The organism is Pedobacter faecalis (assembly GCF_030182585.1).
GTDB lineage: Bacteria > Bacteroidota > Bacteroidia > Sphingobacteriales > Sphingobacteriaceae > Pedobacter > Pedobacter faecalis.
Genome location: NZ_JARXOW010000001.1, coordinates 940,288 through 965,201, shown reverse-complemented (window position 1 = coordinate 965,201; position 24,914 = coordinate 940,288). Strand labels below are relative to the sequence as shown.

The window sequence follows — 24,914 nt, the reverse complement described above, 5'->3', positions numbered from 1 at the left end:
GCGTAACGAAAAAAAACGTATACATTTGCACATGTATATACATGTTGCCTAATTTGTATATACAATTATAAACACACTGTATGAAACGTTTTTTTATTCTGTTAGCAATCCTGCTGATCCGGTATTATAGTTCCGCCCAGCAAAAGCAAGACTACGCTGCGTTGGTCGATCCTTTTATTGAATCGACTAAGTCGCGGTATTTCTTTTTTAATTCTGCATGCCGACCATTTGGAATGGTGAATCTTAGTCCGGACAACATCCTCGAAAGGGAGTGGGCTTCGGGCTATCGTTATCAGGAGTCTGAAATCCGCGGGCTTACACATATTCACGACTGGGGCGTGGGCGGAATACTGCTGATGCCTACCACCGGAAATATCGATTATACCAAGGGTCAGGAGGAATGGAAGACATCCTTTTCTCACGACAGGGAAGTGGCCAAGCCAGGCTATCATCAGGTGTATTTTGATAAATATAACACCAATGTGGAGCTGACGTCTACCACACGCGTTGGATTTCACCGGTATACTTTTGATAAGGCTGGCGAGGCAGATATTTTACTGTATCTGGGCGGTCAGCTCGGGAGCGGTATCATGAAAGAGGCCCGTATTACAGCAATCGGTCACCAGCATATTCAAGGCTGGGTACTGCAGCAATCGATGGTGGGCGAGGTCACGCTCTTTTTCAGTATTTATTACGACAAGCCGTTTAAGTCGCTGAATCCATGGAGCGAAAAGGGCAGGCTACCGGCGTTGGGTGTGGGGCAAACTGTCCAGGATAAGCAACTGGGCGTTTCCGCTAAATTTGACGTTAAGGCAGGAGAGAAAGTCAAGGTTAAAGTGGGTGTTTCCTGGTGCGGCATAGACCAGGCAGAGCTGAACCTGCAGCAGGAACTGAAGCACTGGGATTTTGATCGTATTGTGAAAGAATCTAACGAGGACTGGAATAACTGGCTGGGCCGTATAGAAGTGGAGGGAGGCACTAAAGCACAGCGGATTAAGTTTTATACCGATCTGTGGCGTTCGCTGCTGGGTCGGCGACAAATACAGGATGCAAATGGTAAGTATCCCGATTATATGTCGGGCAAACTGCTGGTGAAACAGTTGCCGCTCGATGAAAAAGGCCGTCCAAAGTTCATGCATCTAAGTACCGATGCTTTGTGGATGACCATGTGGAACCTGAATATCCTCTGGGGTGTGGCCTATCCGGAGGTACTGAGCAGTTTTGTGCAGTCGTCGATGGTGTATTACGAGGATGGCGGGCACCTGCCGCGCGGACCGGTTATCGGTAAGGAATCATGGATTATGACTGGTTCACCGGTAAGTGAACTCATAGTGGGTGCTTACATGCTGGGGATTCGTGACTACGATGTAAATAAGGTTTTTGATGCATTGAAAAAGGCGCATATGCCGGGAAGCACGATGGATTACGGCGGAGGTTTTCTGGATAAATATATCGCCAAAGGTTATGTGCCTGAGACCAATCCGGCTGAAGGCTGGGGCGGGGCAGGCCGCACTATGGAATTCGTGACGCAGGACTGGGCCCTGGCACAGTTGGCCGCTAAACTCGGGAAGGAGGGGGATCATGCATACTTCCTGAAGCGTTCTGGTAACTGGACCAATATGTTCGACCCCTCCATAGGTTTTATAAGGCCCAAAAATGAGGACGGCAGCTGGACAGAACCGTTCGACCCGGTACTGAACGCCAACTTTGGTGGCTTTGTGGAGGCGAATTCCTGGCAAACCACCTGGATGGCTGTACACGATATTAAAGGTTTAGTAAACGTGATGGGTGGTGTGGATGCGTATTGTGACAAACTGAATTTTGGCTTTGAGCAAGCCCGGAAAGACAAGTTTGTGGGCGGTTACGGTGGTAACTACGTCAATTATTCCAATCAGCCAGGTATGGTGATGGCCCACCTGTTTAACTATGCAGGCAAGCCCTGGCTGTCGCAATACTGGGTAAGGCAGGTGTACGGCTACACCTTCAGCGATATTACGCCGCAGGGCGGATACGGGGGTAACGATGAGGACCAGGGACAGATGGCTGCGATGAGCGCGCTGATTGGTATGGGCTTGTTTGATGTAAAAGGCGGCATTGACCCCGAGCCGTTGTATCAGCTTACTGCGCCGTTGTTTGACCGTATCCGTATAAATCTGAACCCTGTGTATTATCCGGGTAAAGTTTTTGAAATTGTCGCGAAAAACAACGGGCCAGAGAATGTTTACATCCAGAGCGCGAAGCTAAATGGTAAGCCGTTATACAACAACTGGTTTAAACAAAAGGAACTCATCAACGGCGGTACGCTGGAACTTGTATTGGGAAACCAGCCTAATAAGGAATGGGGTTTCCGGGATACACCGCCATCGCAGACGGTAGGCGAGCCCAGGATGGTTATTGGCAACCTCAGTTACCCCGTAACAGTGAAGTCGAGCGACTGGATCGAAGTTTCTTACCAGGTTGAAAATGAGGGTGCGTTGGGTAGCCACTTTGGGCGGATCATGGAAAATGATGCGGTTATTGTGGCGAAAGACTCCGTGGTGAAATCGGGCGAGACAAAAACCATGAATTATAAATTCCGCCTGTTTAAACCGGGCAGTCACCTGCTTAAACTTGGCGATGGACAAACAGTTAGTATTGATGTAAGCCCGAAGAAAAGCGAGCTTCTCGTGGAATCGCTGACTGCCTATGCTAATGGAGAACATGTACATGGTTCCATGCTGGTAATTAACCACGGCAGTAGTGCTACGAAAGGCAGCTATAGCATCCGGCTGGGCAAAGATCACGTGAAAACGGGCAAGGTTAACCTGGCCCCGGGGCAGACCGACACCCTCAGCTTCGACTTTTTTGCCAGACAGCAGGGTACATACGATTTGTCGTTTAACGGGAAAAAGCTGCGCTCTTTTGACGTCAAGATACCGCAGGTAAAACCGGAGGACCACCTGGTGCTCTATTACGACTTCAACGACGCCAATACCCCAACGCTCGACCTCTCGGGCATAAAAAATTATCCACAGGTAGAGCGCCTGCCCGATCTGGCAAAGGAAAACCAGTTGCAGGCGGCGAAGTTCGAAAAAAACAATCACCTGAGGATTGAAGATCGGGGCGCATTGTCGCCAAAGACGCAGTTGGCCTTGGAGTTATTTCTGAAACCAACCAATTGGTACAGCTTTGGAAGAGTCCTGCAAAAAGGGCGGGCGGACAACCAGTACCTGATACTTCGCAATGGCGCTGATGAATTGGAGTTCAAACTGGAAGGTGTGACAAACGGATTGATTAAATTTAAGCTTCCTGAGGTAAACCGTTGGTTGCACCTGATTTGCCAGTACGATGGTAAAACCATCTCGGTATGGGCCGACGGAAAGCGTATTGCAGCCCAGTCGGCCTCGGGTGAGATTGCTGTAACGACCGACCCGCTGTTTATTGGCGTTAAGAACGAGAGAACCGGGTTGGAGGACAGCTTTAAGGGCTTGATGAGCTATGTCAAGTTGTATAGCCAGGCCCGTAGTGCCGAACAGATTGAGGCTGCAGCAAAAGCCGCATTGAGTAGGCCCGGGATCAAATAGATAACAAATAGACAATACATGAAGAACTCCAATGTTATCTGTGCTTTGATGGTCTTCTTATCCTTTGCCTGTTGTCCGGTAAAGCTCCGCGCACAGAGCAAATGGATCAACGCCCTCAAAAACGGTAAGGACCTGAATATTGTGGTCTACGGTACGAGTCTAACCGCAGGCCTCCCGGCACAGACCTGGGTTTCGGGGTTGAAGGATTCTTTAAACACTCGGTATCCAGGTAAAGTCAGCATTAGAAATTCCGCGCAGGTGGCCATGCATTCCGACTGGGGCGTGAGTAACCTGAAGGACCGTGTACTTAACCATGACCCGGATGTGGTATTTATTGAGTTCGCGGTCAACGACGCTTTCCTGTCCTATCAGATTTCCCTGAGAGCGAGTGCGTTAAATTTGCGTTACATGATCGAACGGATCAGGGCCTGGAAGCCCGATGTGCAGGTGGTCCTGCAGATTATGAATCCGCCAACGGGCGAGCATTTAAGAGACAGGCCGAACTTTGAAGCCTACTATGCGCAGTATAAAAAAATAGGACGCCAGATGAAGGTGAAGGTGGTCGACCACAGCTACTGGAACGAAATAGCCCGAAACGAGCAGGAGTTTTTACGCTGGGTGCCGGATGGTATCCATCCCTCGGCGGAGGCGTCGCAAAAACTGATACTGCCATATCTGCTAAAACAGCTGATTTCTGCGCGGTAACTACGTCTGGCTTACTCGATTTCTGCTGACGCCGTGAAAAAATATCAGATAGATCGTTATATTTGGTAGATGAGAAAAATCCTGTCGCTTCCGCTTTGGACCATCATTGCACCTTTACTTGCCCTTGCCTTCCTGATATTAAATGTCGAAAATACGATGCTTGCCGTGCTTGCTGCGGCCGGACTGGTTGCCGCGGTAATGTCTGCCGTGCACCATGCGGAGGTCATCGCGCACAAGGTCGGTGAGCCTTTTGGTACCCTTATTCTCGCGCTGGCGATTACCGTTATAGAAGTATCGCTGATTGTATCGCTGATGTTTGCGGGTGGGGAAGAAGCGGTTACGCTGGCCAGGGATACGGTCTTTGCAGCTGTCATGATCATTATTACGGGTATTATCGGAATGTGCCTGCTCCTGGGCGGTTTATACCATAAGGAACAGAAGTTTGGTATGCACGCAGTGAGCGCAGCGTTAGTCGGACTGGTAGCCATCTGTACACTGACCCTTATTCTGCCCAATTATACCACAAGTATTTTAGGCCCCTCATACAGCAAAAGTCAGCTGATCTTTGTATCCGTGATTTCATTGGTGCTGTATGGTACCTTTGTGCTGATTCAGACCGTCAGGCATCGCGACTACTTTCTTCCGGCCAGCGGGGCCGATGATGAAGAGCAGCATGCTGCGCCGCCAACGGCCAAGACGGCCATCCTCAGTCTGGTTCTGCTCTTAGGCTGCCTCGTTGCCGTAGTTATGCTGGCCAAAAAACTGGCACCGATCATTGAAACCGGTGTAGTGAGCCTCGGTGCGCCTAAAGCGGTTGTCGGAATCATTGTGGCACTGGTGATCTTATTGCCTGAAGGCATTGCAGCGGTACGTGCAGCGGCAAAGAACAGGCTTCAGACCAGCCTCAATCTGGCCCTGGGGTCTGCACTCGCGAGTATTGGCCTAACCATTCCTGCCGTAGCCATTGCGTCGCTCATTACCGGTATCAACGTAACGCTGGGTATAGATGCAAAGTCGATCGTTCTGCTCACCCTATCTTTTATCACCGTGATGATTTCTTTTCAGTCGGGCAAAACCACCATCATGCAGGGCGTTGTATTGCTGGTACTTTTCTTTGTGTATTTGTTCCTGACCATTTTTCCCTAGAAAGCGTTATTAGGCTTTTACCAAGGCGTTAATATCGCTCACCTCAAGCACCGGTTTCTGAATGTCGCTCGTGGCACACAGAATCATACAGCGGGCTACCTGCTGAAGCGTGCTTACTGAATTAGGCGAAAGCTTTATTAAAACCGGGTACAGCCAGGCGAAATACTTATATAAAGAAAGCGTATGCCGTTGACCGGGCATCGCCTTCATAAACATGGGTCTAAAGTTATGCACCTTCTTAAACGGAAGCTTTTGCAGGTCGTTTTCCGTTTTGCCTTTTACCCTTGCCCACATCAAAAAGCCCTTTTCGGTACTGTCTGTGCCTGCCCCGCTTACGTACGTGAAGGTCATGCCCGGATTTACGGAAGAAACGACCTCAGCGAAATGCATGGTTGTATCGTAGGTTGTTTTTTTGAAATCGGCCTCAGACATACCCAGACTGCTGATGCCCGCACAGAAGAAGCAAGCATCATAACCTTTTAGCTGCGGGTCGCCCGCCTGCAGATCCAGGAAGTCCGGCACAAGGTACTCTGTAAATTTAGGGTGCGACACGCCGCAGGGCTTTCGGCTCACGCCCAAAACCCTGCCAACCTTTGGATTGTCGAGGCATTCGAGTAGTACACCCTCTCCAACCATACCTGTGGTTCCTGTGATGATAACGCTGATCGGCTGCATAAAGGTTTTTACTTTTTGCCCGCACTGGCAACAATCACGATGCCACCCACGAGCAGGATCCCGCCCAGGTAAGGCGGCCAGTTCACACTTTCTTTTTTGTCGGCCGAGATCTGTATAGGCCCCGCATCCACAACCTTCTCCTTCTTGGTATAAGAAAAGCCGGTCCATATCAGCATAATGGCGCCGATCACAATCAAAATTACCCCTATTGTCCTATTCATAGCATTATTGGTTAAGTTCAATACTTAAACAAGGGAAATACAGCATTTGTTTATTGTTGAAGCTTAGCCATGAATTACCTGGAAAATTTATATATTCGGTAAGCAAATGAAACTGTATGAAAAAGTCTCTCTCCACCCTGCTTGCCTTAAGCCTGGGTCTGTGTGCGCACGCACAAATTACCTTTCAGAAACATATCCGCGTAGGTATTAAAGCAGGTGTAAATGCATCCGTTTTCAGCAAGGATGTAGAACCCTTCGATCCGCGTATACCTGGCTATTATGACACCTTCCAGAACTGGGCGCGCTTTTCAGGCCATGGGGGTGTAACGTTCGATTATCATGTTACCGACAGACTTTCTATAGGCGCAGAGTTGTTATACTCGGGCAGGGGCATGTCTTACCGCGAGGAAAACGACGAGGCTATCATTTATACAGAAGATGGTGAACAACAGGCCTATAATTACTTTAACTACAAGATCGATTACATGGAACTGCCTGTAACCGTTCAGTATAACGTCCTTTCTCCGGCCACCAATGTACGTCTTGGGATATACGGTGGCTTTGCCAGGGGGGTAGCCCTGCATAAGCGCACCAAGCTGATCTTCCCGGAGGCCGACGGATACGATAAGCCTGAGAATGAGCAGAACGAACTGATGTACGTAAGGAACTTCAGCACAAGTGTGATAGGAGGCTTGAAAGTATCGGGAAAATCGCTCAAGACCAACCCCTTTGCTGACATAAGGGCGAGCCAGATGATCAATCCGGTGTTCAACAGAAAGTCGGCCCCAAACGGCGGTAACCTCGATACCAGGATGTTTACCTTGTCGCTGGCCGTAGGCGTGCAATTTTAAGGCGCCCATTAACGCTACGCGTTCAATGCGCAGCTTATACGCCTGCTTTTTTGATCACCTCGAGTGTCTTGCGCAGTCCCGTTTCCGCAACTTTCTGCAGGTCCTGCTTGTGATAATTGGGATTGTATAGCTCGAGCGACACACAACCTTTAAAGCCGGTAGCCTTCAGGTCGCGCAGAACCTGGGGCAGCGGCAATATGCCGTCGCCCGGATATACCCTGTGCTCGTCGCCCAACTGCGGGATGGCCGGACTTGCCGGTGCATCGCCAAACTGGAAAATGGCTATCGCGTTGCCATTGAGCATCTTAAGCCCCTCAAAGCCACCTTCAGAAATATACATATGATAGGTGTCGGGGATGATCTTTGCCTTAGGGTGATTCGTATCCATAGCAATGCCGAGCGCCTGACCCATCGTCTTTACCGGCTGGTATTTCACGAAGACCAGGGCAGGCTCCAGGTTGTATTCTTTCAGGCCTATTTCAATGATTTCCCGATAACGGGCAGCCACCCATTTCTGGTCGTACCCTTCGCCGGCAGTGTCCGGTATCGTCTGTATGTGCTGCGAACCAATTGCCGAGGCCATACGCATGCGTTCACGCGTCCCTTTAAGCGACTCTTCAAAGCGCTCGCGGGTAGGCGGCAGGGCATTCCACAAGCCAATAACACTGGGTACAAAAAGACCCAGGTCTTTGATTTCCTTTCCAAGATCTTTCAGATTGCCTCCCTGTGCCTCATATTCGCGCAGTTCGCCGTCCCAGGGTTCAATGGCATCATAGCCAGCTGCCGCCGCAATCCTCACTTTTTCTTTAAGTGAAGCAGGTCTTATCGTCGCGGTATCCAGACAAATAGGCCAGGGGCTGGCGCCTTTCTGATAACGTTTGTCTTTCGTGTTACCTAAAGGCTTAACGCCCGCCAGAGCATCGGCTGAGGGCGCTGCCGCAAGTATTCCTGCAGCAGCACCCATATGAATAAAATCCCTTCTGTTCATGATTACAATTGGTTTCGATGCCTAATATACAATTAAAACCAATCGAATCCAGCGGCTTACTCCGCTTCAATCAGCCTGATGAGGGCCTGCGCGGCCGGGCCAGCAGAAAGCGGGTTTTGTCCGGTGACCAGGTTAGCGTCCGTTTCCACATGGGCCGTAAAGGGTATAAGCGCCGAATCCAGGTCGGCCCCAAGCTCTTTTAATCTAGACTCGAGCTGGTAAGGCACGTTGCCTGAGCGACCAGTCATCACTTCCTCCGTATCTGTAAAAGCCGTGATGCGTTTCCCGTTCAGGAATCCCGGTTCCAGTTCTTCCACCTTAATCAGCGCGGCAGGGCCGTGGCATACCAGGCCGACCGGCTTTCCGGCCTTGTAAAAGTCGAGGATAAGCTGCCCGCTTTTTTCGCTGGATGCCAGGTCCCATATCGGTCCGTGTCCGCCCGGATAAAACACCGCGTCAAAATTATTTGCGTCCACTTCTGCAAGCATCAACGTGTTTTCGAAAGCACTCTTCGCCGCCTCGTCATTCTGAAAACGCCTGTTAGACGCTGTGATGTTTTCCGTGAGCTCACTCAGCGGGTCTACCGGCGGTTTGCCCCCAAGCGGACTCGCCAGTGTGATCTGGTAACCCGCATCAATAAATTCGTAGTACGGATCAGTGAACTCACCCAGCCAAACACCCGTTTTGCTGTCCGTATTGATCATATCTTCGTGCGACGTAAGCACCATCAGTATCTTTTTCATAAAAAGGATTAACAGATTAATAATCGTATAACAACCGACACGGCGCAGGGTTTCCACCGTTTAGGTATAATTTCAAAACTTATTTCCCGGAGGCAGTGTTCTATGGCAAAACAGCATCATGAAAAACGATAGAAAAGACGAGGATCTTCAGATAAAGCATATCGAAGAAGATGAAGAGATCAGATCCGGAGCGAGGCAGACAGATCAGCTGGAGAAGATGAATGAGAACGCCCAAAACGATGGGACATCGGATGAGGACCAGGCGGGCATTCCGCCAATAACCGAGGTAAACGACGGCGACTAGAGCAGATGCTGCATCGGGTAAGCGAGTTCGCGCTTGTTTTCGGCGATTACAAAATGACTTGCATAGCTCTTAACATTCAGGTTGCTCGTGAGCTTCTTCACTAAAAAATCCTTGTACGCCGCCATATCATTCACCACAACCTTCAATACATAATCAACCTGTCCGGTGGTATGATAGCATTCCATCACCTCCGGGTGGGGGGCCATATCTTCCTGAAATGCACTCAGCGCCTCGCAGGAATGATCATTTAACTGCACATTGATAAACACCGTCATCAGGTCGGCAAACTTATTGCGGTCTATAAGCACGGTACTGCCAGTAAGGTATCCCAGTTCCTTTAGCCTGTTAAAGCGGGCAAAGATCGTCGACGGCCTTCTTTTTAGACGTGCGGCAATTTCCTTACTCGAAAGGCGGGCATCCTGCTGCAGAAGGCGGATAATCTCTCTGTCTGTCTGATCCAATGCGGAACTATTCATATAACCAGTGGCTATTGTAAATAATTAAAAAAACACGATTAAGGTCAACACAGCACGGGATGTATGCTACGTACAAATAGATACTATTATTTTGAAACTACCAAATAAAGCCCGCTGAAATTTTTAGATCAGGCGGTACAGGCGTCTTTAAACCGCTTGCTGAACTGCTTAAGATTGGCCCTGAGTTTCCGCTGGTTCGTTTTTATCCGGTCTTTTACGACCTGCAGCGGCAAATTCATGGATTCCGCTATTTCCCGGCATTTATAGCCCTCGAAATATTTGATAAAAATAGGGCAGCAGTCGGTTTGGACCAGCTGTTCTTCTGCAGATAATTGATTGGAAAGGATGTTCATAGGTATATTCGGTAAATGGGTAAGCGCAACATCCATTTTGAACAAAAAATATACCAGATACCTTAATATTTATATATTTACCCTGATTATAACCAAAAAATACCTTTATGAATTTAAAACGCTCCTTAGTAGCCGTCCTTTTGCTCAGTATGGCGGGCTTTTTCGCCTTTACCCCTATGCAAACCGACCCTTTAGAAAAGATGATTGCCGCGCTCGAAAAGTGGGCAGAGTCTAATCCACAGGAAAAGGTGTATCTGCATACCGACAGACCTTATTACCTTGTGGGTGATACCATATGGTTTAAGGCCTATGTCACCTTAGGCGCCAAAAACCAGCTTTCCGGTCATAGTGGCGCTGTATACGTTGATCTGTTCAATGAATCCGATTCCCTGGCCAAAGCGCTTAAACTTCCGGTCATATCCGGAATGGCCAAAGGCGAGTTCATCCTGGCCGACAGCAATATGCGAGACGGCAACTACCGGATCCGGGCCTATACCCAATGGATGCGCAACGCCGGACCGGAATATTATTACAATAAAGTATTTAAGGTAGGGAACTCTGTAGCCAACCCGGTATTCACTAAAATTACCTATGAATACCCGGCGAAAGGGGCTGTTATCGCTGTAATCACGTATACCAATGACAAGGGCGAGCCGTATGCGAACAAGCCGGTTAGCTACGACTTTATAGACAATTCTGCCATTGCCAGCAGCGGCAAAAAAGAGACAGATGCCCAGGGCCAGATCAGGGTAGAGCTCAGAGGTGGCAAGTCCAAGACTTTCCAGAACGCACACCTGGCTACCAAATTACAGCTGGAGGAGAAATCCATCATCGTTAAGAAATTTATGATCAAGTCGGTCGCCACCGAAGCAGACATCCAATTCTTCCCGGAAGGGGGGCAACTGGTTAACGGCGTGCGTTCACGCGTGGCCTTCAAAGCCATCGGTACCTCCGGAAATGGTGTAGATGTTAAAGGCGTGATTACCGACCAGGCCAACCAGGAAGTTGCCCAGTTTGAGAGTCAGCACCTGGGCATGGGCTATTTCCAGCTTCAGCCAGAGGCGGGAAAAACCTATACCGCACAGGTTACGTATGCCGACGGATCCAAATCGGCTGTAAAGCTTCCGGCAGCGCTGGCTGCGGGACATGTACTTTCGGTGTATAACACTGGAAATGATACAGCACTCGTGCGGATCAGGACCAGCGAAGCGACCCTGGCTGCAAGCAAAGGCTCACTCGGCCTTGTGGTACAGGGTGGGGGCGTGGTGTACTTCGGCAGCCCTATTGCGGTCGACAAGCCCATGGTTTCGATCCCCGTGCCGCTTAAAGACATCCCATCCGGAATTCTGCAGTTCACGCTCTTTTCCGGAGCGGGCATCGCGACCAACGAACGCATTATTTTTGTTCAGAATACCGACAAGTTAAACCTGAGCCTGAGCTCAAATAAAACGGAGTATAAGGCGAGAGAGAAAGTGGATATCGCCCTGAGCGCTAAAGATGCGGCGGGGCAGCCTGCCACCGGAAGTTTCTCGGTTGCGGTAGTCAACGAAACCACGGTGCCAAGCGATGAGCGCACGGAGCACAGCATTTTCTCCCATTTGCTGCTTAGTTCAGACATCAAAGGTTATGTAGAACAGCCCAATTACTATTTTGTAGAACCGAATGAGGAAACGGCCGCTAAGCTTGACGTACTGATGATGACCCAGGGGTACCGCCGTTTTGTTTGGCGCGACCTGGCGGTAAAGCCGCTCCAGTTCCCATATCCGGTAGAAAAGCTGACTTCGGCGGTGAGCGGTAAACTGCTTGACCTGCGCAACAGGCCAGTGGCCAATGGTAAAATTACCTTGATCAATAACCGCATTGGGCTTGTGATTGATACCGTTACCGACGCGCAGGGCAGGTTTAAATTCGATAACCTGCTTATCGGCGAGGGTATAGACTTTACCGTGCAGGGGCGTACCGAAAAAGGGGGTAAAAATGTAGAAGTGCTGGTCGACCGCATGAGCACACAACCTAAAACGCCTAACTTCAATATCGGCGATCTGGATAGCGATCCGAGGAACCTGATGGCTGCAATCCTGGCCAACAGTCGCGCTCAGGAAGATGACCTGCTGAAACGCGGTATGATGGGACGTACGCAGCAGCTTCGCGAAGTGGAGATCCGCGCACGCCGCAGGTTTGCCACAAGGGTCGATATGTTGTCGGTACCCGAAGGGCATGCCGATCAGACCCTTACCGTAGAAGATCCTGCACAGTTCAAAGACGTTAAGGAATTCCTGATGATGCGACTCACAAACGTGGCCTTCCGGAACGTTGACATGGGACAGTGCGGTATGGTCGACGTACCTTTCAGCAGGAACGAACCGATGACGATCGTTCTTAACGGCAGGAAGCTTGATCATTGCGAAGCGCAGTTTGTTTATGAGGGCAATCCCACAGATATCATACGCATCGATGTGGTGCGGACCAATATGGCGCTGATGTCGCTCTTGGGCGGACAAAGCATTGTGATCTCAACCAAGCCGGGAGCTTTCCGCACCAGGTACGATCCTTCGGTAACCAATTACCTGCCGCAGGGTTACAACAACAGCAAGGAGTTTTATTCGCCTAAGTATAAGCACGACGGGACTGATCCGCAGGTGGCCGACCTCCGCACCACCATTTACTGGAACCCTTCGGTGATCACCAATAACGGCGCAGCCAGTTTCGACTTCTTTAATGCAGACAGTAAAGGGAAATACAAGGTGGTGATAGAAGGTATTAGTGCACAGGGACAACTGGGCCGGGCTGTTTACCGCTACACGGTCAACTAACAGTCGGCAACAAGGCTATAAACGCTTAAGCGCAAACGTTTGCGATAATAAAAGGGGCTTAAAGGCCCCTTTTTTATTGCCAAGCCCGTATCTTTAAAACAGTACTAAATACGATATGAACGAACAAAACCGCATTTACCGGATGACGCAGACCATGCGCTGGTTTGGCGCTGCCGATCCGGTTAGCCTGGCCGATATCCGTCAGGCCGGCTGCACAGGGGTGGTTAGCGCCCTGCACCACATCCCCAACGGGGAAATATGGAGCGTAGCCGAAATAGAGAATCATAAAGCGATTATAGAGAAAGCCGGACTGCAATGGGAGGTGGTAGAAAGCGTGCCCGTGCATGAGGGCATTAAAACACAGGATACCGGTTTTGAAACCTATATCAGTCACTATAAAACCACCCTGCGCAATCTGGCCAGATGCGGTATAAGGGTTGTGACTTATAATTTTATGCCGGTGCTCGATTGGACGCGGACCAACCTGATGTTTGAACTGGAAAACGGTGCCCGGGCACTGAAATTCGAAAAGGCCGCATTGGTAGCCTTCGATGTGTTTATGTTGCAGCGGCCCGGGGCGGAGGGCGACTACACGGCTGAAGAATTGGAAGCTGGCAGGTTGCGCTATAGCGGCATGACCGAGGCGGAGCGTTTGCTCTTGCAGCGTACCATAATCGCCGGCTTGCCCGGTAGCGAGGAAAGCTTTACCCTGCAGCAGTTTCAGCAGGCGCTGGATAAGTACCAAGGTATAGACGCAGAGCGACTGGCTCAGAACCTGATCTATTTCCTGTCGCACATCACCCCTGTGGCGGAAGAAGTGGGTATACAACTGGCCATACACCCCGACGATCCGCCATACCCGATATTCGGTCTGCCCAGGGTGGTAAGCACCGCCCCGATGTTAGATAAGTTATTTACCGCCGTACCCTCCCTGCACAATGGACTGTGTTTTTGTTCAGGCTCGTTCGGCGTTCGGGCAGATAACGACCTGGTAGGCATGGTTGAGGCCTTTTCCGACCGCATTCATTTCGTGCACCTGAGAAGCACACGGCGCAACGGGGCGGGCGATTTTTATGAGGACAATCACCTGGAAGGGGATGTAGACATGTACGGCGTAGTGAGCGCACTTTATGAGGTGCAGCAGCGGCGACAAATCAGTATCCCGATGCGCCCCGATCACGGTCACCAAATGCTCGACGACCTGCACAAGCTAACCAATCCGGGCTATTCTGCCATCGGCAGGTTAAAGGGACTGGCAGAGTTGCGGGGACTGGAGCACGGCATTATTCATTCAAAAACCACCTTACGATGAAACAAGGAGCAGTTATACCAGAAGACTTTCTGTTGTCGAACGACACCGCTAAAACGCTGTACCACAACTACGCGAAAGACCTGCCTGTGATCGATTACCACAACCACCTGCCACCGCAGGAGATTGCCGAAAACAAGCAGTTTGCCAACCTCACAGAGATCTGGCTTAAAGGCGATCATTACAAATGGCGGGGTATGCGTGCGCTTGGGGTGGACGAGCGCCTGATTACCGGCGATGCCAGTGATGAGGAGAAGTTTATGGCCTGGGCCCGCGTGGTGCCGGCCACCGTGCGCAATCCCTTATTTCACTGGACGCATATGGAGCTTAAGGATCCTTTTGGGGTAAACCAGTACCTCAACGAAGGCTCGGCTGCGGAGATTTATCAGCACTGCAATAAGCTGCTTTCCACACCCGATTTTTCTACCCAGGGCTTGTTGAAGCATTTCAAGGTGCAGATGGTGGGCACTACCGATGATCCATGCGACGACCTGCAGTACCACCGCGCTTTGCGCGAAAGCAACTTTGAAGTGAAGGTAAAGCCCTCCTTCCGCCCGGATAAAGCCTTGCAGATTGATAAACCTGCCCAGTTTCGTGCCTATATGATGTCGCTGGGCGAGGCAGCCAATATGGTCATAAGTGATTTACCGGGACTCGTCGCCGCGCTGCAAAGCCGGGTAGATCACTTCGCCGCACATGGCTGCAGCATTGCCGACCATGGTTTGTCGGCCCTACCTGCGGTTTACTGCCTCACGGAAACGGAGCAGCAGGAGTTTGAGGCCTTTCTGAAGCCGGGCGACCGCCACTATTCGAATCCGGATGCTTTTGCGGGTTATGTGCTTACTGCCCTCTCTAAAATGTATCACGAGAAGGGCTGGGTGCAGCAGTTTCACCTTGGCGCTATCCGCAACAACAACATCGGTATGTTCAACAAGCTGGGCGCCGATTCTGGATATGACTCCATCGGTGATTTTAACCAGATAGAACGTATGGCTGGTTTCCTTGGCAACCTGAGTGCCAGCGATCAGCTTACCAGGACGATTATTTATAATCTTAATCCGGCCGACAATGAGGCCTTCGCGGCGATGATCGGCAACTTTGCCGATGGCAGCATGAAAGGCAAGATGCAGTTTGGCTCGGGATGGTGGTTCCTGGACCAGAAAGACGGCATAGAAAAGCAGCTTAACGCCTTGTCGAACATGGGTATCGTAAGCAATTTCATAGGCATGCTTACCGACTCGCGGAGCTTCCTTTCTTACTCGCGGCACGAGTACTTCCGGCGCATCCTGTGCAACCTTTTTGGCGTCGAAATGGAGGCTGGTCTGCTGCCCGGCGACGAGAAATGGATAGGTCAGATCGTTTCTGATATTTGCTATTACAATGCAAAAGAGTATTTTGGACTCGATTAACCCTTTTTACCCGAATAACCAACGCAAAAATTAAAGAAGCCGACAATGCAGACCTATTTTGAAGGAAGATATGCCGTTAGTCCGAATGAGGCGCGGCAAATGGATACACGTACTTTACGCGACAATTTTTTAATCCCCAACCTCTTTGAGATCAATGCCATACGCCTGGTGCTATCGCATTACGATCGTTACATTACCGGCGGTGTAATGCCTGTACACGAGGACGTTGCGCTGAGCAATCCGGATTACCTGAAAGCGGAATACTTCCTGGAACGCCGCGAGCTGGGTATCATTAATGTAGGCGGAGCAGGCTCGGTTATAGTCGACGGCCAGAGCTACGAACTCGAATATAAAGAAGCATTGTATATCGGCAGGGGCAATCGCGAGGTTAGCTTTGCAAGTAAAGATCAGGCACAGCCTGCCAAATTTTACATCAATTCTGCCCCGGCCCACCATGTGTACCCCACGAAGAAAGTGACCAAACAGGAGGCGGAGATCGTAGAACTAGGATCGGCCGAAACGGCTAACCACCGGGTGATCAATAAACTTATCGTAAACAGCGTGGTGCAGACCTGTCAGCTGCAAATGGGCATGACCGAACTTAAGACCGGAAGCGTGTGGAACACCATGCCTGCGCATACGCACGACCGCCGTATGGAAGTATACTTCTACTTTGAGGTACCGGCCGGACAAAGCGTTTGCCATTTTATGGGCGAGCCTCAGGAAACACGCCATATCTGGATGCAGAACGAGCAGGCCGTCATATCGCCCAACTGGTCGATACACTCCGGTGCCGGAACGAGCAACTATACTTTTATATGGGGTATGGCAGGCGAGAACCTTGACTATGGCGATATGGACCATTGTGCAATAACTGATTTGAAATAACCAACCTAAGCAAACCACCAGGATGAAAAAGCTGGCAACCTTATTACTCCTTTTTGCAGCCAGTCTGCAAACCCTGCAGGCCCAGAAAACCCAGGAAGGCTTTTCTGTAAGCTTGAGCGGACTCAATGCAGAGCAGATGCGGGGCTATACCTTTTCCATTAAATGGGCCGATCTGATCAAGAAACACCCGGAACTGAAAGCCGATAATTTTAAGGTGATCGATGTGCAGACCGAAGAGGAGATACCTTATCAGCTGGAGTATCGTGGACAAAAATCTGTACAAAACCTGCTGGTGCAGCTGAATCCGCAGGCCGATATTCTGGTGCATTTTATCAGGCTGGTACCGGGCCAAGCGAAAGCTTTTCCGACAAAGGTGTACGGCCGGTATGTGCCGGAGCGTAAGGACGATTTTGCCTGGGAAAATGATAAAGTAGCCTTCCGTATGTACGGCAAGGCGCTGGAAGCTACTAATGAAAACGCCTATGGCATAGATATATGGGCTAAGCGTACCGATAGCATGGTGATCGATCAATGGTATAAGTCGGGCGACTACCACAAAGATCACGGTCAGGGCCTCGACTACTATAGCGTGGGTTATACCCTCGGCGGTGGCGATATTGCCCCGTTTACTGGCAACAAGATTCATTTCCCTAAAAACTACCGGAATTGGAAGGTGCTCGATAAAGGCCCTATCCGTTTCACCTTTCAGCTAGATTACGACGAATGGGACGTAGCAGGCCGGAAAGTTAAGGTCAGCAAACTCATCTCCCTGGATGCAGGGTCGCAGTTGAACAGGGTAGAGGCAACCTTTACCTTTGCCGGTGCGGAGCCGCTACCGGTAGCCATCGGCATAGTAAAACGTAAAGAACCCGGGCATTCGGTGCTTAGCGAAACCAGCGGCTTAATGTCGTATTGGGAGCCAGCACACGGTGACGACGGCACCTTAGGTATAGCAGCGCTGCTGGGCGATCGCCCGGCGATGATGAGCACCTCCGATACACACCTCCTTATCATGGCGAGCGTTCAGTCGGGCAAACCCATCGTGTATTACAATGGGGCCGCGTGGAGCAAAGCCGTTGCCGGTCGCGCTGGTCGCCGCCCCATACGCTGGGACGCCAGCTCCTGGAACATGTACCTGCAAAACTTCGCTGCTGCCAGAGAAAAGAACGTGGCAATTGGTATTCAGTAAGTAGTGTAGGCATTCTATAAATGATTTGAAATGAACGTACTTAATTTATTCGACCTGAGCGGTAAGATAGCCCTGGTAACCGGTTGCAAAAGAGGCATAGGAAAAGCCATGGCAGAAGCATTAGCAGAGGCCGGGGCCGACATCATTGGCGTATCGGCCAACCTTGAGCTATCAGGCAGTGAGGTCTCCAAAACCGTAGGAGCCACGGGCCGCATGTTCTACGCCTATCAATGCGATATGGGCGACCGCCAGGCCTTGCAGAATTTCATTGAAAAGCTCCGCGCCGATCACCCGGTGATTGATATCCTCGTGAACAATGCCGGAACCATACTCAGAAAGCCTATAGCCGATCACCCTGATGAGTACTGGGACGAAGTGGTGGCCGTAAACCAAACCGCACCTTTTATCCTCAGCCGCGAGATAGGTCGCGATATGGTTGCCCGCAACAGCGGCAAGATAATCTTTACCGCCTCCCTGCTCACCTTTCAGGGCGGTATTACCGTTCCCGGCTACGCCGCCAGCAAAGGCGCTATTGGTCAGCTAACCAAGGCCTTTGCCAACGAATGGGCAGCACATGGCGTGAACGTAAACGCCATTGCACCCGGATATATCTCAACAGACAATACCACTGCGCTTCGTGCCGACGAAAACAGGAGCCGCTCCATTATGGAACGCATACCCGCCGGTCGCTGGGGCGAAGCCGCCGACTTTAAAGGCCCGGTGGTATTTCTGGCCTCAGCCGCATCAGATTATATGCACGGCACCGTTATGACGGTTGACGGGGGCTGGATGGGGAGATAAGATGTCACTGTTTGTTTGCCAAGCGAGGGCGTTGATGTGCGCGTTAAATCTAACAAGCAAGACCTAACTCTTCCAAATCAAAATGTTGAAATTGCACCTGAACTAATTAAACACAATTTCAATGTAGTGAATTGGATATTATCTAATGATGTATCGTGGCCTACAAGAACGGTTGGACAACATTATATGGGCAGAAATAAACTTAATGCAAGACAGAGGACTATGGCCAAAATAAATAATTTAACAGATGATTTCCTGGATGCATTAAATGAAATTGAAATTGTGCTCCTCACTTTATTTTTCAAAAGACATTCTTATTGCGAGAAGGGGTTAGCTTATTACATCGAGTATACAAAGCAAAATAATACAAGAGTAGAGTTTTTATTTGGTCCATCTGATTGGAGTATTGAAATCATAATCTATACCGCAAAGGGCAAATTTGCCTTTAAAGATTTATTGAGCATTTCGGAGATTAATAGATGGGTTCATGTTAACAGATACGAACAAGGCAATGGGCGTAATATTAAAAATGAAATATTATGGTACGTTGAGTTATTGACGGTGTCTTTGCCGTATGTGGGAATAAGGGCACTCAATTTCAATCACGGGTTCCTACAAATTTATTAACTAGATGGGGAATTATTGCGTCATTTTTAGTTATGACAATACAAGAATTATATATTAAGCTAACAGAGTAGGGTGCCTGAGGGTCGATACTATTTACATGGAACAGAGTTTTATACAATACATCTATGAGCTTTCTAAAAGACTTATTGAAGCATTCGGTTTTCAGATGAAAACAGAACTCAACGAAGGGGAATCATATATGATTGAATATAGTTCAGGTAATTATGTGATTAAGATTGAAAAGTACTTTCGTGAGTTTTATGTAACACTTTATAAGTTGAACAAGCCTGATAAAGAAATAAATCTTTTCAATTTGTTGGAGTATTTGAGACAAAGTGATGCACAAGATATAAAATCAGAATATTTCCGCGACGAAATAGATATTAAAGAATGTTACAAAAAACAATTGAATCATATCTCAGGGGTGCTTTACGAGAATTACAATTTGATAGATGATTTTTTTTGTGGTAATGATTATGAATTAAAAATGGCCGAATTTGAAAAGTATTGGAGAAACAAGCACCCCTTTTAGAGATAGGAATTTCAGCAGAAACTTAAAAGAGAGTTCCATTGTACTTTCTGAAGCAAAGAGATTTTTACAGGAAGCGTTAAAGAACGAAGACGATTTTTTGAATTTCTCAGATCAGTAAAATAGTAAAACCCAAACTGCACAGCACTACCGCGGGGGCCACCTCTGAACAGCATTACCTGTTACTATTATGAAATTATGTAAGGAAGAAAGACTCAAGATGAGCATCGAGGAAGTTGCTTTTCGCAATTTGAAGATGTTAATTGATAAGAATCAAGTTTCATTGGTTAAGGAATTAAATCAGATTTTGCAAACTACGAAGAGCCATGAAGTACGAGATTCAGTAGCTAAAATACTTTATTGTATTAAGCATAAAACATCTCTTAGGGCTTTTATAAATGCAATAAAAAATCCGCTTTCTAAAAATCATCGTGGGTACTTGGTGCTATGCTGTGAAGCGTTTGATTGTTCCAATCATCTTTTGTTTTTTATAGACTTAACGATATCAGATAATTACTATACTGCTTCCAACGCTTTGCTGGTCATCAAAGAGATGAAGGGTCCTTTTAAGGCTGCCCACTATAAAAAGGCGATTGATAAATTATCTTTTTTTTTAGATCGTAACAAGGATGATGAAAGGGAAGTTATGATCCGGGATTTAATGGATTTCTTAGTCAAAGTTCAAATAAATCTGTAGAGGGAACCTAAGGAACTAGTTACTGTCGCCTCTATGAGGGTGTTTCCTGAACTGTGTCAATAGTGTAACTTTAAACTTTCGACATAAATAATGGCAACACAAGAAGACTTTAACTTCGAGAGCTTCAAGAAAGAAGCTATAGCAGGCTTATATGCCCGGCAAAAAGAGACCGGCACCGACGGCGTACTGGCGCCCATGATGAAGCATTTTCTGGAATCGATGATGACCGGTGAGCTGGAACATCATTGCCTCTTGAGAGTCGCTAATAGCTACAGGCTCATTAAAAGTTTGTGGATGCAACAGGATAGCCAAATTATGTTTATCCTGTCACTTACCTATTGTGCTATTAGGCAAACCATATTTTCGAGCAGCAACTCTTCGGCTCAATAGCCCACTGTCTATCTCGCTGAGAATTTTCTCCTTGGCGCGCTCATCAAGTCTGCCCCATGGCTTCCTGTTTGAAAGGGTGACTTTTGCTTTCTTTACTGATTTCGCTTTCATTATCGTTAGGAATTAATGACAAGCTATAGCAGGACGAGACAAGATTCAAAGAATATATAATTTACTGGTATTTATCAAGTGGTGGCCTTGCTGGGATCATTCGCTCACATTAAACACACATCAGACACATTTCCTTCACAAAAAGGTACCCTATTGTGGCTTAATTGTGAACAAGGTGTGAACGAAGTGTGAGCCAGCATTTACTCAGGTAGCTTCGAAGGGTGTTCATGTTACGGGTGTTACTTATGCGGGCTCAGAATTTTTTATGTACACGGCGTCCCCAAAATGAGTTTTTCTCTATCAAAAAGGATATGGAAAAAAATGGCAAAGAGAAGACGTTTTTTTCTGAAAGCAATGCTTGTGAACATATCTATGAGTACTTTAGAAAGCAGAGAGAGATAGAGAGCAAATTCTCCTGAAGAATTCTGATGAGGTACTTGAAGCTTCATTACGGCTAAGACATCAATAGCAGACAACATATTAAACTTACAGTCCCGTTTGCTGCTATAAAAGTCAGATATAGAAATCTTTCTTTTTTTGAAAGGTGATGTTGAGCAAAGTTACGGCCATTATGAACGCTGCGAATGACAATGCGAGAAACGCGCCCATCATAACCCCCTCACCCAGATAGTCAGGGTAGCCGTTTGGAGCTGGGTTTAGCTTGATATTGATATACCCAGTAACAACCATGGACCAGAAGAAAAGGGTAATCGAGAATGCACCGGTAGAAAATGGATACATTTTGAACGCGAAGAAAATTTTATTGACTAACTTTCTCATATCGTTTAATACAGGAATACGAGAAAGGTAACCAGTCAAATCTTTTTAACACGCTATTGATGACCAGTATTTTCTGTAGAATTTGCGGGTATAGACATTCGATAAGACTGATGGAATGCAAATGCAAGTAATCTTCTTTGTGATATCCGATTTAATCTCTAGCTTGCTTACAGATTAAATTTAGCTAACGTCTTAGAATAATAAAGAATTGAAGCCATGAGTGAAGGTCTTGGAGCTTTATTTGGTAGCGAGATAAATTTAACTGATTTCTCTGTTGAAGATTTGTGGTTTTATACAAAAAGTATATAAAGTAAGATGTTTGGATTATTTAAGAAGAAGCCTTCCTTTACGACTAAGCATGTCGATTTTTTTGTAGCGCTTGTTTATAGATTGCCTGAAAGATACAGGTTTTTACTGCCTCAGATTAATATGGAGTTTATCCTTGGCGTAAAAAAGAATATACTCGGTTACAAAGGAAGTTACACTTTTTTGCTTAATGCAAATATTGCTCGAGACTTCAGAGATAAATCAATGCCGTCCCTACTCATCATAAAAAATTTAGGCGTTTGGAATCAACGAAGTAAAGCCTTCGAATTCGTAGAGTTATATCTAGTGGAGGGAATGTTTTCGGGCTATAAAATGATGGCGCCTATAGAAGACTTGGATCCACATATTGTAGACGGAAACTTAATTAGCGAAGACAAATCCGGTGATGAGGACAAGCTGAATTTACAGAAGATACTTGGCATGGTAGATCCAGGTTTAGAAGAAATTTTAGATATACAGAGTACATTTAAAATAGAGATTCCAGAGGGTGTCTTCTACGTTCTTAAGAATTTAGGAGATGGCAACTATCTGGGCGTTGACGAGAATGGGGCTGTTTACCTGCTTATACATTCACCTTATACTGTGGAACTGGTTTTTGCTGATGTTGATAGCTTTAAAGCAGCGTTACTGTCGGGTAAGACTGATATTCAAGGGCTATATGAGTCCTTCCTGTCCAGCCGACAAGGGTAATATTTATGTAAATGATACGCTTATATTTTTTATTTCACATGTTAGAGGCAGAATGTCTTGAACTATTAAGACAGGCTGGGGTTTAGCTGATCGAAGGAGATAAAAGCCTTGCAAGATGATTACACTAAAGCACCTAAAAATATATAAATCTTACGATGGGGATGTCGATAGTTTTGCGCGTTGTGCGACTAAGAAGGAGTTATCTATTATTAAAGATTCTGAGTGGTTCTTTATAGATAACTTAATACAGGACTTAGTACTTGCAGAAAAAGGCCTTGTTTCGGAAGCCTATCGGGATTTAGTTGCCTACCGGGTTGAACAAGGATGTGATAATGAGCAGACCGTACTAGAACTTAAAAAGTTAGCATGTGAACGCAGAGACATATGAGCGAATATGGTGGTCATTTGGAGGGTAGTATCGAAGCGAAATATAAATATGCTTTGAAAATGATCGATAAAAACATAATGCCTGAGGGCGTGATAAAATCATGATTTTACGAAACTTGATCAATTTTATGATTTCCTTAAACGTGTTTGCCGGGTATTTTGCAAAAAAGTACTGGTCAAGCAACACAAACTTTTCGGAGGACTATACAAAGGGTACAGGTCTTATCACATATTTATATGTAACTGTTCAATCGTGTTATCGATTGCAGATAATTTTACTGCAGCTAAGGCTTGGATATTCTTCATGTCCATATATTTTATTGGGGTCTAGATACTCTTCAATAAAAAAGATTAATTGGAGTGTAAACCATTTTGACGAGAGTGGCTTCAAAGACTATTTTTTCCTGTTTTGGATTTACCTGATTGTCGGTTTAGGGTCGCTGTTTATGTTATCCGCAGGATAAATAGCTTAACCATCAAGTCAAGTTGAAATAATTTGACCTTGAAAGACGGAATAGAACATTTTGATAAAAATTTTTCGAAGTTAGATGGATGAAATATAAAGATGCAATTAACAGCTGTTACACGGAGGCTGTGCAAGGGTTAAACGAGTCCATTCTTGGGGATAAAGACGCATGGTTCCGGCACATAACCAATTTGCCAACCCATCTTCAGGTTGTATATACCGTTGTTGTTTTTCACAAGCAGGTAATTAACGGGGGGCTTCATCAATTCTTCTTCAACTCTAATGGTCAGTTTGCTTACATAACTGTAAATCACTTAAAACTGATCGGAGCTTTTAAATCAGCGCAAATTTTAGAGGACGCATTAGGATTAGTAAATACTGGTCAGCTCAGTACAGAGGAATTTAGAGAAAAGGTATTTTATAGAGCACTCGCGGGAATAGTTGACTTTGATGAGGATTTGTTCGACGCATTAGAAAAATTAGACGATGCATACGACGAATTAGATGAAGATCTAGAACATCTTCTGACCAGCTATTTAGATAGTTGATTTGCCCCGGAGTAGAACCCTGCAAAGCTTGCAGGAGAACTGTATGTTAAAAACTGCAGGTACAAAAACAGAATTGCTAAACATTGACGTCTAAACAAGAAAAGGTATTTAATATAGAATTAGAGGGTAATCACAATTGCTTTGTTAGCGAAACCGAAATATTGGTTCACAATTTATAAGATCAAATGGATAATGAGATATTTAACCAGCTAAAATCCCTGATAATTGAAATGAGAGGTAGGTATAAAATAGAGCTTACAAGAGATACTCAATTGGAAAGAGACTTAAAAATTACTGGTGATGATGCATTAGAATTTTTTGAAGAGTTCGGAAAAAGGTTTGATATAGATACTGAAGACCTAGAATTATCAGAGTATTTTGCTCCAGAGGGAAGCTTTTCTTTGTATAAATTAATTTTCACTGGAAAGGAAACTAAAAAGAAGGTGATAACATTAGGGCACTTAGAAAAAGCTATCGCTTTGGGAAAATTAGACGAAAGCATCTTAGCAGATTAGCCGTTCTTTTCCGTGCGGGTTTAGAATCCGCCGCTAAAGTCTGAAAATACAAACGCCTGGTTCTTCAATGAGCCAGGCTTTTTTATTCCCGGGCGAGTCCAGGCGTCAGCCAATCAGATTATATGCAAGGTCCCGTTATAACGGCTGATGCGGGCTGGATGGGGCGGTAAACTTAACCGAACTGCTTCCCCAGGGATTTGATGTAAAGGTATTACCATTCTTAACGGATTGTCTTATCCTGTTATAGCTGTCTTAACTATTTGGACGTGAAATCGACAGGAATTGAGAAATCTTCAGAGTTTGTTAACTTCTGAATAAAACCGGGCAAGCTATACCAACAAAATCCAAAATGTTAATAGGTGTTAAATATTGAATTAGGAAGGAGAATATCAACCTATTATGTGTAATTTGCT

General features: G+C 47.0%; 26 protein-coding genes and 1 pseudogene. 20 read left to right on the top strand and 7 right to left on the bottom strand.

Translation table 11 applies throughout. The features are described from left to right. Nucleotides 1-80 precede the first annotated feature (80 nt). The 3 genes from QEP07_RS04300 to QEP07_RS04290 all read left to right on the top strand — a co-directional run bounded on the left by QEP07_RS04300 (nucleotide 81) and on the right by QEP07_RS04290 (nucleotide 5,414). Nucleotides 81-3,563 (top strand): GH92 family glycosyl hydrolase, encoded by a 3,483-nt coding sequence (locus tag QEP07_RS04300; protein WP_285008694.1) that lies wholly within the window; start codon nucleotides 81-83, stop codon nucleotides 3,561-3,563. Nucleotides 3,564-3,581: 18 nt separating this feature from the next. Further along, the gene (locus QEP07_RS04295; RefSeq protein ID WP_285008692.1) at nucleotides 3,582-4,268 is read left to right on the top strand and encodes an SGNH/GDSL hydrolase family protein; all 687 of its coding nucleotides are present in this window, start codon (nucleotides 3,582-3,584) and stop codon (nucleotides 4,266-4,268) included. Nucleotides 4,269-4,337: 69 nt separating this feature from the next. Then, nucleotides 4,338-5,414: a calcium:cation antiporter gene (locus QEP07_RS04290; RefSeq protein WP_285008690.1), complete on the top strand. Its 1,077-nt coding sequence runs from the start codon at nucleotides 4,338-4,340 to the stop codon at nucleotides 5,412-5,414. Nucleotides 5,415-5,423: 9 nt separating this feature from the next. Here QEP07_RS04290 and QEP07_RS04285 read toward each other — a convergent pair whose 3' ends face one another. After that, a complete protein-coding gene (locus QEP07_RS04285) occupies nucleotides 5,424-6,089 on the bottom strand; it encodes a Rossmann-fold NAD(P)-binding domain-containing protein (RefSeq protein WP_285008689.1) in 666 nt (221 codons plus the stop codon). A gap of 8 nt (nucleotides 6,090-6,097) precedes the next feature. Further along, nucleotides 6,098-6,310 (bottom strand): hypothetical protein, encoded by a 213-nt coding sequence (locus QEP07_RS04280; protein WP_256005029.1) that lies wholly within the window; start codon nucleotides 6,308-6,310, stop codon nucleotides 6,098-6,100. Between the two features lie 116 nt (nucleotides 6,311-6,426). On the opposite strand from QEP07_RS04280, the gene QEP07_RS04275 reads away from it, so the two are divergent. Further along, nucleotides 6,427-7,161 (top strand): porin family protein, encoded by a 735-nt coding sequence (locus QEP07_RS04275; RefSeq protein WP_285008688.1) that lies wholly within the window; start codon nucleotides 6,427-6,429, stop codon nucleotides 7,159-7,161. A gap of 34 nt (nucleotides 7,162-7,195) precedes the next feature. Here the strand turns inward: QEP07_RS04275 and QEP07_RS04270 are convergent, their stop codons facing one another. Both QEP07_RS04270 and QEP07_RS04265 read right to left on the bottom strand, forming a co-directional pair. Beyond that, complete coding sequence (locus QEP07_RS04270; protein WP_285008687.1) at nucleotides 7,196-8,149, bottom strand: sugar phosphate isomerase/epimerase family protein; 954 nt, start codon at nucleotides 8,147-8,149, stop codon at nucleotides 7,196-7,198. A gap of 56 nt (nucleotides 8,150-8,205) precedes the next feature. Continuing rightward, nucleotides 8,206-8,892: a type 1 glutamine amidotransferase domain-containing protein gene (locus tag QEP07_RS04265; protein WP_285008686.1), complete on the bottom strand. Its 687-nt coding sequence runs from the start codon at nucleotides 8,890-8,892 to the stop codon at nucleotides 8,206-8,208. 118 nt (nucleotides 8,893-9,010) lie between these two features. On the opposite strand from QEP07_RS04265, the gene QEP07_RS04260 reads away from it, so the two are divergent. Continuing rightward, entirely contained in the window at nucleotides 9,011-9,196 is a 186-nt protein-coding gene (locus tag QEP07_RS04260; protein WP_285008685.1) for a hypothetical protein, read from the top strand. Here the strand turns inward: QEP07_RS04260 and QEP07_RS04255 are convergent. Together QEP07_RS04255 and QEP07_RS04250 are read right to left on the bottom strand one after the other, a co-directional pair. Beyond that, on the bottom strand, nucleotides 9,193-9,672 hold the full coding sequence (locus QEP07_RS04255; RefSeq protein ID WP_285008684.1) for an Lrp/AsnC family transcriptional regulator: 480 nt from the start codon (nucleotides 9,670-9,672) through the stop codon (nucleotides 9,193-9,195). The two genes, QEP07_RS04260 and QEP07_RS04255, sit on opposite strands and share 4 nt — an antisense overlap. Nucleotides 9,673-9,800: 128 nt before the next feature. Continuing rightward, nucleotides 9,801-10,025: an RNA polymerase sigma factor gene (locus QEP07_RS04250; protein WP_256005041.1), complete on the bottom strand. Its 225-nt coding sequence runs from the start codon at nucleotides 10,023-10,025 to the stop codon at nucleotides 9,801-9,803. 107 nt (nucleotides 10,026-10,132) lie between these two features. Here QEP07_RS04250 and QEP07_RS04245 point away from each other — a divergent pair, with 107 nt between their 5' ends. The 10 genes and pseudogenes from QEP07_RS04245 to QEP07_RS16580 all read left to right on the top strand — a co-directional run. Next, complete coding sequence (locus QEP07_RS04245) at nucleotides 10,133-12,838, top strand: TonB-dependent receptor (protein ID WP_285008683.1); 2,706 nt, start codon at nucleotides 10,133-10,135, stop codon at nucleotides 12,836-12,838. 115 nt (nucleotides 12,839-12,953) lie between these two features. Continuing rightward, nucleotides 12,954-14,150, top strand: coding sequence for a mannonate dehydratase (gene uxuA / locus QEP07_RS04240; RefSeq protein WP_285008682.1), 1,197 nt, complete (start codon nucleotides 12,954-12,956; stop codon nucleotides 14,148-14,150). Beyond that, a complete protein-coding gene (gene uxaC, locus QEP07_RS04235; protein ID WP_285008681.1) occupies nucleotides 14,147-15,556 on the top strand; it encodes a glucuronate isomerase in 1,410 nt (469 codons plus the stop codon). The genes uxuA and uxaC overlap by 4 nt, the downstream gene beginning before the upstream one ends. A 45-nt stretch (nucleotides 15,557-15,601) precedes the next feature. Continuing rightward, entirely contained in the window at nucleotides 15,602-16,444 is an 843-nt protein-coding gene (kduI, locus tag QEP07_RS04230; RefSeq protein ID WP_285008680.1) for a 5-dehydro-4-deoxy-D-glucuronate isomerase, read from the top strand. Between the two features lie 22 nt (nucleotides 16,445-16,466). Next, a complete protein-coding gene (locus tag QEP07_RS04225; RefSeq protein WP_285008679.1) occupies nucleotides 16,467-17,633 on the top strand; it encodes a BT3233 family polysaccharide utilization protein in 1,167 nt (388 codons plus the stop codon). A gap of 30 nt (nucleotides 17,634-17,663) precedes the next feature. Further along, on the top strand, nucleotides 17,664-18,434 hold the full coding sequence (locus QEP07_RS04220) for an SDR family NAD(P)-dependent oxidoreductase (protein ID WP_285008678.1): 771 nt from the start codon (nucleotides 17,664-17,666) through the stop codon (nucleotides 18,432-18,434). Between the two features lie 15 nt (nucleotides 18,435-18,449). After that, entirely contained in the window at nucleotides 18,450-19,061 is a 612-nt protein-coding gene (locus tag QEP07_RS04215; RefSeq protein ID WP_285008677.1) for a hypothetical protein, read from the top strand. A 97-nt stretch (nucleotides 19,062-19,158) separates the two neighbouring features. After that, nucleotides 19,159-19,593: a hypothetical protein gene (locus QEP07_RS04210; RefSeq protein WP_285008676.1), complete on the top strand. Its 435-nt coding sequence runs from the start codon at nucleotides 19,159-19,161 to the stop codon at nucleotides 19,591-19,593. Nucleotides 19,594-19,810: 217 nt separating this feature from the next. Further along, nucleotides 19,811-20,287, top strand: a complete 477-nt coding sequence (locus QEP07_RS04205) for a hypothetical protein (protein ID WP_285008675.1) — start codon at nucleotides 19,811-19,813, stop codon at nucleotides 20,285-20,287. 90 nt (nucleotides 20,288-20,377) lie between these two features. Continuing rightward, nucleotides 20,378-20,533 (top strand): annotated as a pseudogene (locus QEP07_RS16580) (IS256 family transposase); the annotation flags it as partial. Nucleotides 20,534-21,301: 768 nt separating this feature from the next. Here QEP07_RS16580 and QEP07_RS04195 read toward each other — a convergent pair. Next, a complete protein-coding gene (locus QEP07_RS04195) occupies nucleotides 21,302-21,568 on the bottom strand; it encodes a hypothetical protein (protein WP_285008673.1) in 267 nt (88 codons plus the stop codon). A gap of 315 nt (nucleotides 21,569-21,883) precedes the next feature. Here QEP07_RS04195 and QEP07_RS04190 point away from each other — a divergent pair, with 315 nt between their 5' ends. From QEP07_RS04190 to QEP07_RS04175, 5 genes are all read left to right on the top strand, one after another. Further along, nucleotides 21,884-22,585: a hypothetical protein gene (locus tag QEP07_RS04190; protein ID WP_285008672.1), complete on the top strand. Its 702-nt coding sequence runs from the start codon at nucleotides 21,884-21,886 to the stop codon at nucleotides 22,583-22,585. Between the two features lie 115 nt (nucleotides 22,586-22,700). Beyond that, on the top strand, nucleotides 22,701-22,973 hold the full coding sequence (locus QEP07_RS04185) for a hypothetical protein (RefSeq protein WP_285008671.1): 273 nt from the start codon (nucleotides 22,701-22,703) through the stop codon (nucleotides 22,971-22,973). Nucleotides 22,974-23,524: 551 nt separating this feature from the next. Then, nucleotides 23,525-23,986, top strand: a complete 462-nt coding sequence (locus QEP07_RS04180; RefSeq protein ID WP_285008670.1) for a DMP19 family protein — start codon at nucleotides 23,525-23,527, stop codon at nucleotides 23,984-23,986. An 83-nt stretch (nucleotides 23,987-24,069) separates the two neighbouring features. Beyond that, the gene (locus QEP07_RS16540) at nucleotides 24,070-24,165 is read left to right on the top strand and encodes a hypothetical protein (protein ID WP_350223360.1); all 96 of its coding nucleotides are present in this window, start codon (nucleotides 24,070-24,072) and stop codon (nucleotides 24,163-24,165) included. Nucleotides 24,166-24,171: 6 nt separating this feature from the next. Next, entirely contained in the window at nucleotides 24,172-24,501 is a 330-nt protein-coding gene (locus tag QEP07_RS04175; RefSeq protein WP_285008669.1) for a DUF1493 family protein, read from the top strand. The last annotated feature ends 413 nt before the right edge of the window (nucleotides 24,502-24,914 follow it).

What these genes read in the sequence shown, in the direction of transcription:
- QEP07_RS04300 (WP_285008694.1), top strand. Translation starts at nt 81, where the DNA reads ATGAAACGTTTTTTTATTCTGTTAGCAATCCTGCTGATCCGGTATTAT.
- QEP07_RS04295 (WP_285008692.1), top strand. Translation starts at nt 3,582, where the DNA reads ATGAAGAACTCCAATGTTATCTGTGCTTTGATGGTCTTCTTATCCTTT.
- QEP07_RS04290 (WP_285008690.1), top strand. Translation starts at nt 4,338, where the DNA reads ATGAGAAAAATCCTGTCGCTTCCGCTTTGGACCATCATTGCACCTTTA.
- QEP07_RS04285 (WP_285008689.1), bottom strand. Translation starts at nt 6,089, where the DNA reads ATGCAGCCGATCAGCGTTATCATCACAGGAACCACAGGTATGGTTGGA.
- QEP07_RS04280 (WP_256005029.1), bottom strand. Translation starts at nt 6,310, where the DNA reads ATGAATAGGACAATAGGGGTAATTTTGATTGTGATCGGCGCCATTATG.
- QEP07_RS04275 (WP_285008688.1), top strand. Translation starts at nt 6,427, where the DNA reads ATGAAAAAGTCTCTCTCCACCCTGCTTGCCTTAAGCCTGGGTCTGTGT.
- QEP07_RS04270 (WP_285008687.1), bottom strand. Translation starts at nt 8,149, where the DNA reads ATGAACAGAAGGGATTTTATTCATATGGGTGCTGCTGCAGGAATACTT.
- QEP07_RS04265 (WP_285008686.1), bottom strand. Translation starts at nt 8,892, where the DNA reads ATGAAAAAGATACTGATGGTGCTTACGTCGCACGAAGATATGATCAAT.
- QEP07_RS04260 (WP_285008685.1), top strand. Translation starts at nt 9,011, where the DNA reads ATGAAAAACGATAGAAAAGACGAGGATCTTCAGATAAAGCATATCGAA.
- QEP07_RS04255 (WP_285008684.1), bottom strand. Translation starts at nt 9,672, where the DNA reads ATGAATAGTTCCGCATTGGATCAGACAGACAGAGAGATTATCCGCCTT.
- QEP07_RS04250 (WP_256005041.1), bottom strand. Translation starts at nt 10,025, where the DNA reads ATGAACATCCTTTCCAATCAATTATCTGCAGAAGAACAGCTGGTCCAA.
- QEP07_RS04245 (WP_285008683.1), top strand. Translation starts at nt 10,133, where the DNA reads ATGAATTTAAAACGCTCCTTAGTAGCCGTCCTTTTGCTCAGTATGGCG.
- uxuA (WP_285008682.1), top strand. Translation starts at nt 12,954, where the DNA reads ATGAACGAACAAAACCGCATTTACCGGATGACGCAGACCATGCGCTGG.
- uxaC (WP_285008681.1), top strand. Translation starts at nt 14,147, where the DNA reads ATGAAACAAGGAGCAGTTATACCAGAAGACTTTCTGTTGTCGAACGAC.
- kduI (WP_285008680.1), top strand. Translation starts at nt 15,602, where the DNA reads ATGCAGACCTATTTTGAAGGAAGATATGCCGTTAGTCCGAATGAGGCG.
- QEP07_RS04225 (WP_285008679.1), top strand. Translation starts at nt 16,467, where the DNA reads ATGAAAAAGCTGGCAACCTTATTACTCCTTTTTGCAGCCAGTCTGCAA.
- QEP07_RS04220 (WP_285008678.1), top strand. Translation starts at nt 17,664, where the DNA reads ATGAACGTACTTAATTTATTCGACCTGAGCGGTAAGATAGCCCTGGTA.
- QEP07_RS04210 (WP_285008676.1), top strand. Translation starts at nt 19,159, where the DNA reads ATGGAACAGAGTTTTATACAATACATCTATGAGCTTTCTAAAAGACTT.
- QEP07_RS04205 (WP_285008675.1), top strand. Translation starts at nt 19,811, where the DNA reads ATGAGCATCGAGGAAGTTGCTTTTCGCAATTTGAAGATGTTAATTGAT.
- QEP07_RS04195 (WP_285008673.1), bottom strand. Translation starts at nt 21,568, where the DNA reads ATGAGAAAGTTAGTCAATAAAATTTTCTTCGCGTTCAAAATGTATCCA.
- QEP07_RS04190 (WP_285008672.1), top strand. Translation starts at nt 21,884, where the DNA reads ATGTTTGGATTATTTAAGAAGAAGCCTTCCTTTACGACTAAGCATGTC.
- QEP07_RS04185 (WP_285008671.1), top strand. Translation starts at nt 22,701, where the DNA reads ATGATTACACTAAAGCACCTAAAAATATATAAATCTTACGATGGGGAT.
- QEP07_RS04180 (WP_285008670.1), top strand. Translation starts at nt 23,525, where the DNA reads ATGAAATATAAAGATGCAATTAACAGCTGTTACACGGAGGCTGTGCAA.
- QEP07_RS04175 (WP_285008669.1), top strand. Translation starts at nt 24,172, where the DNA reads ATGGATAATGAGATATTTAACCAGCTAAAATCCCTGATAATTGAAATG.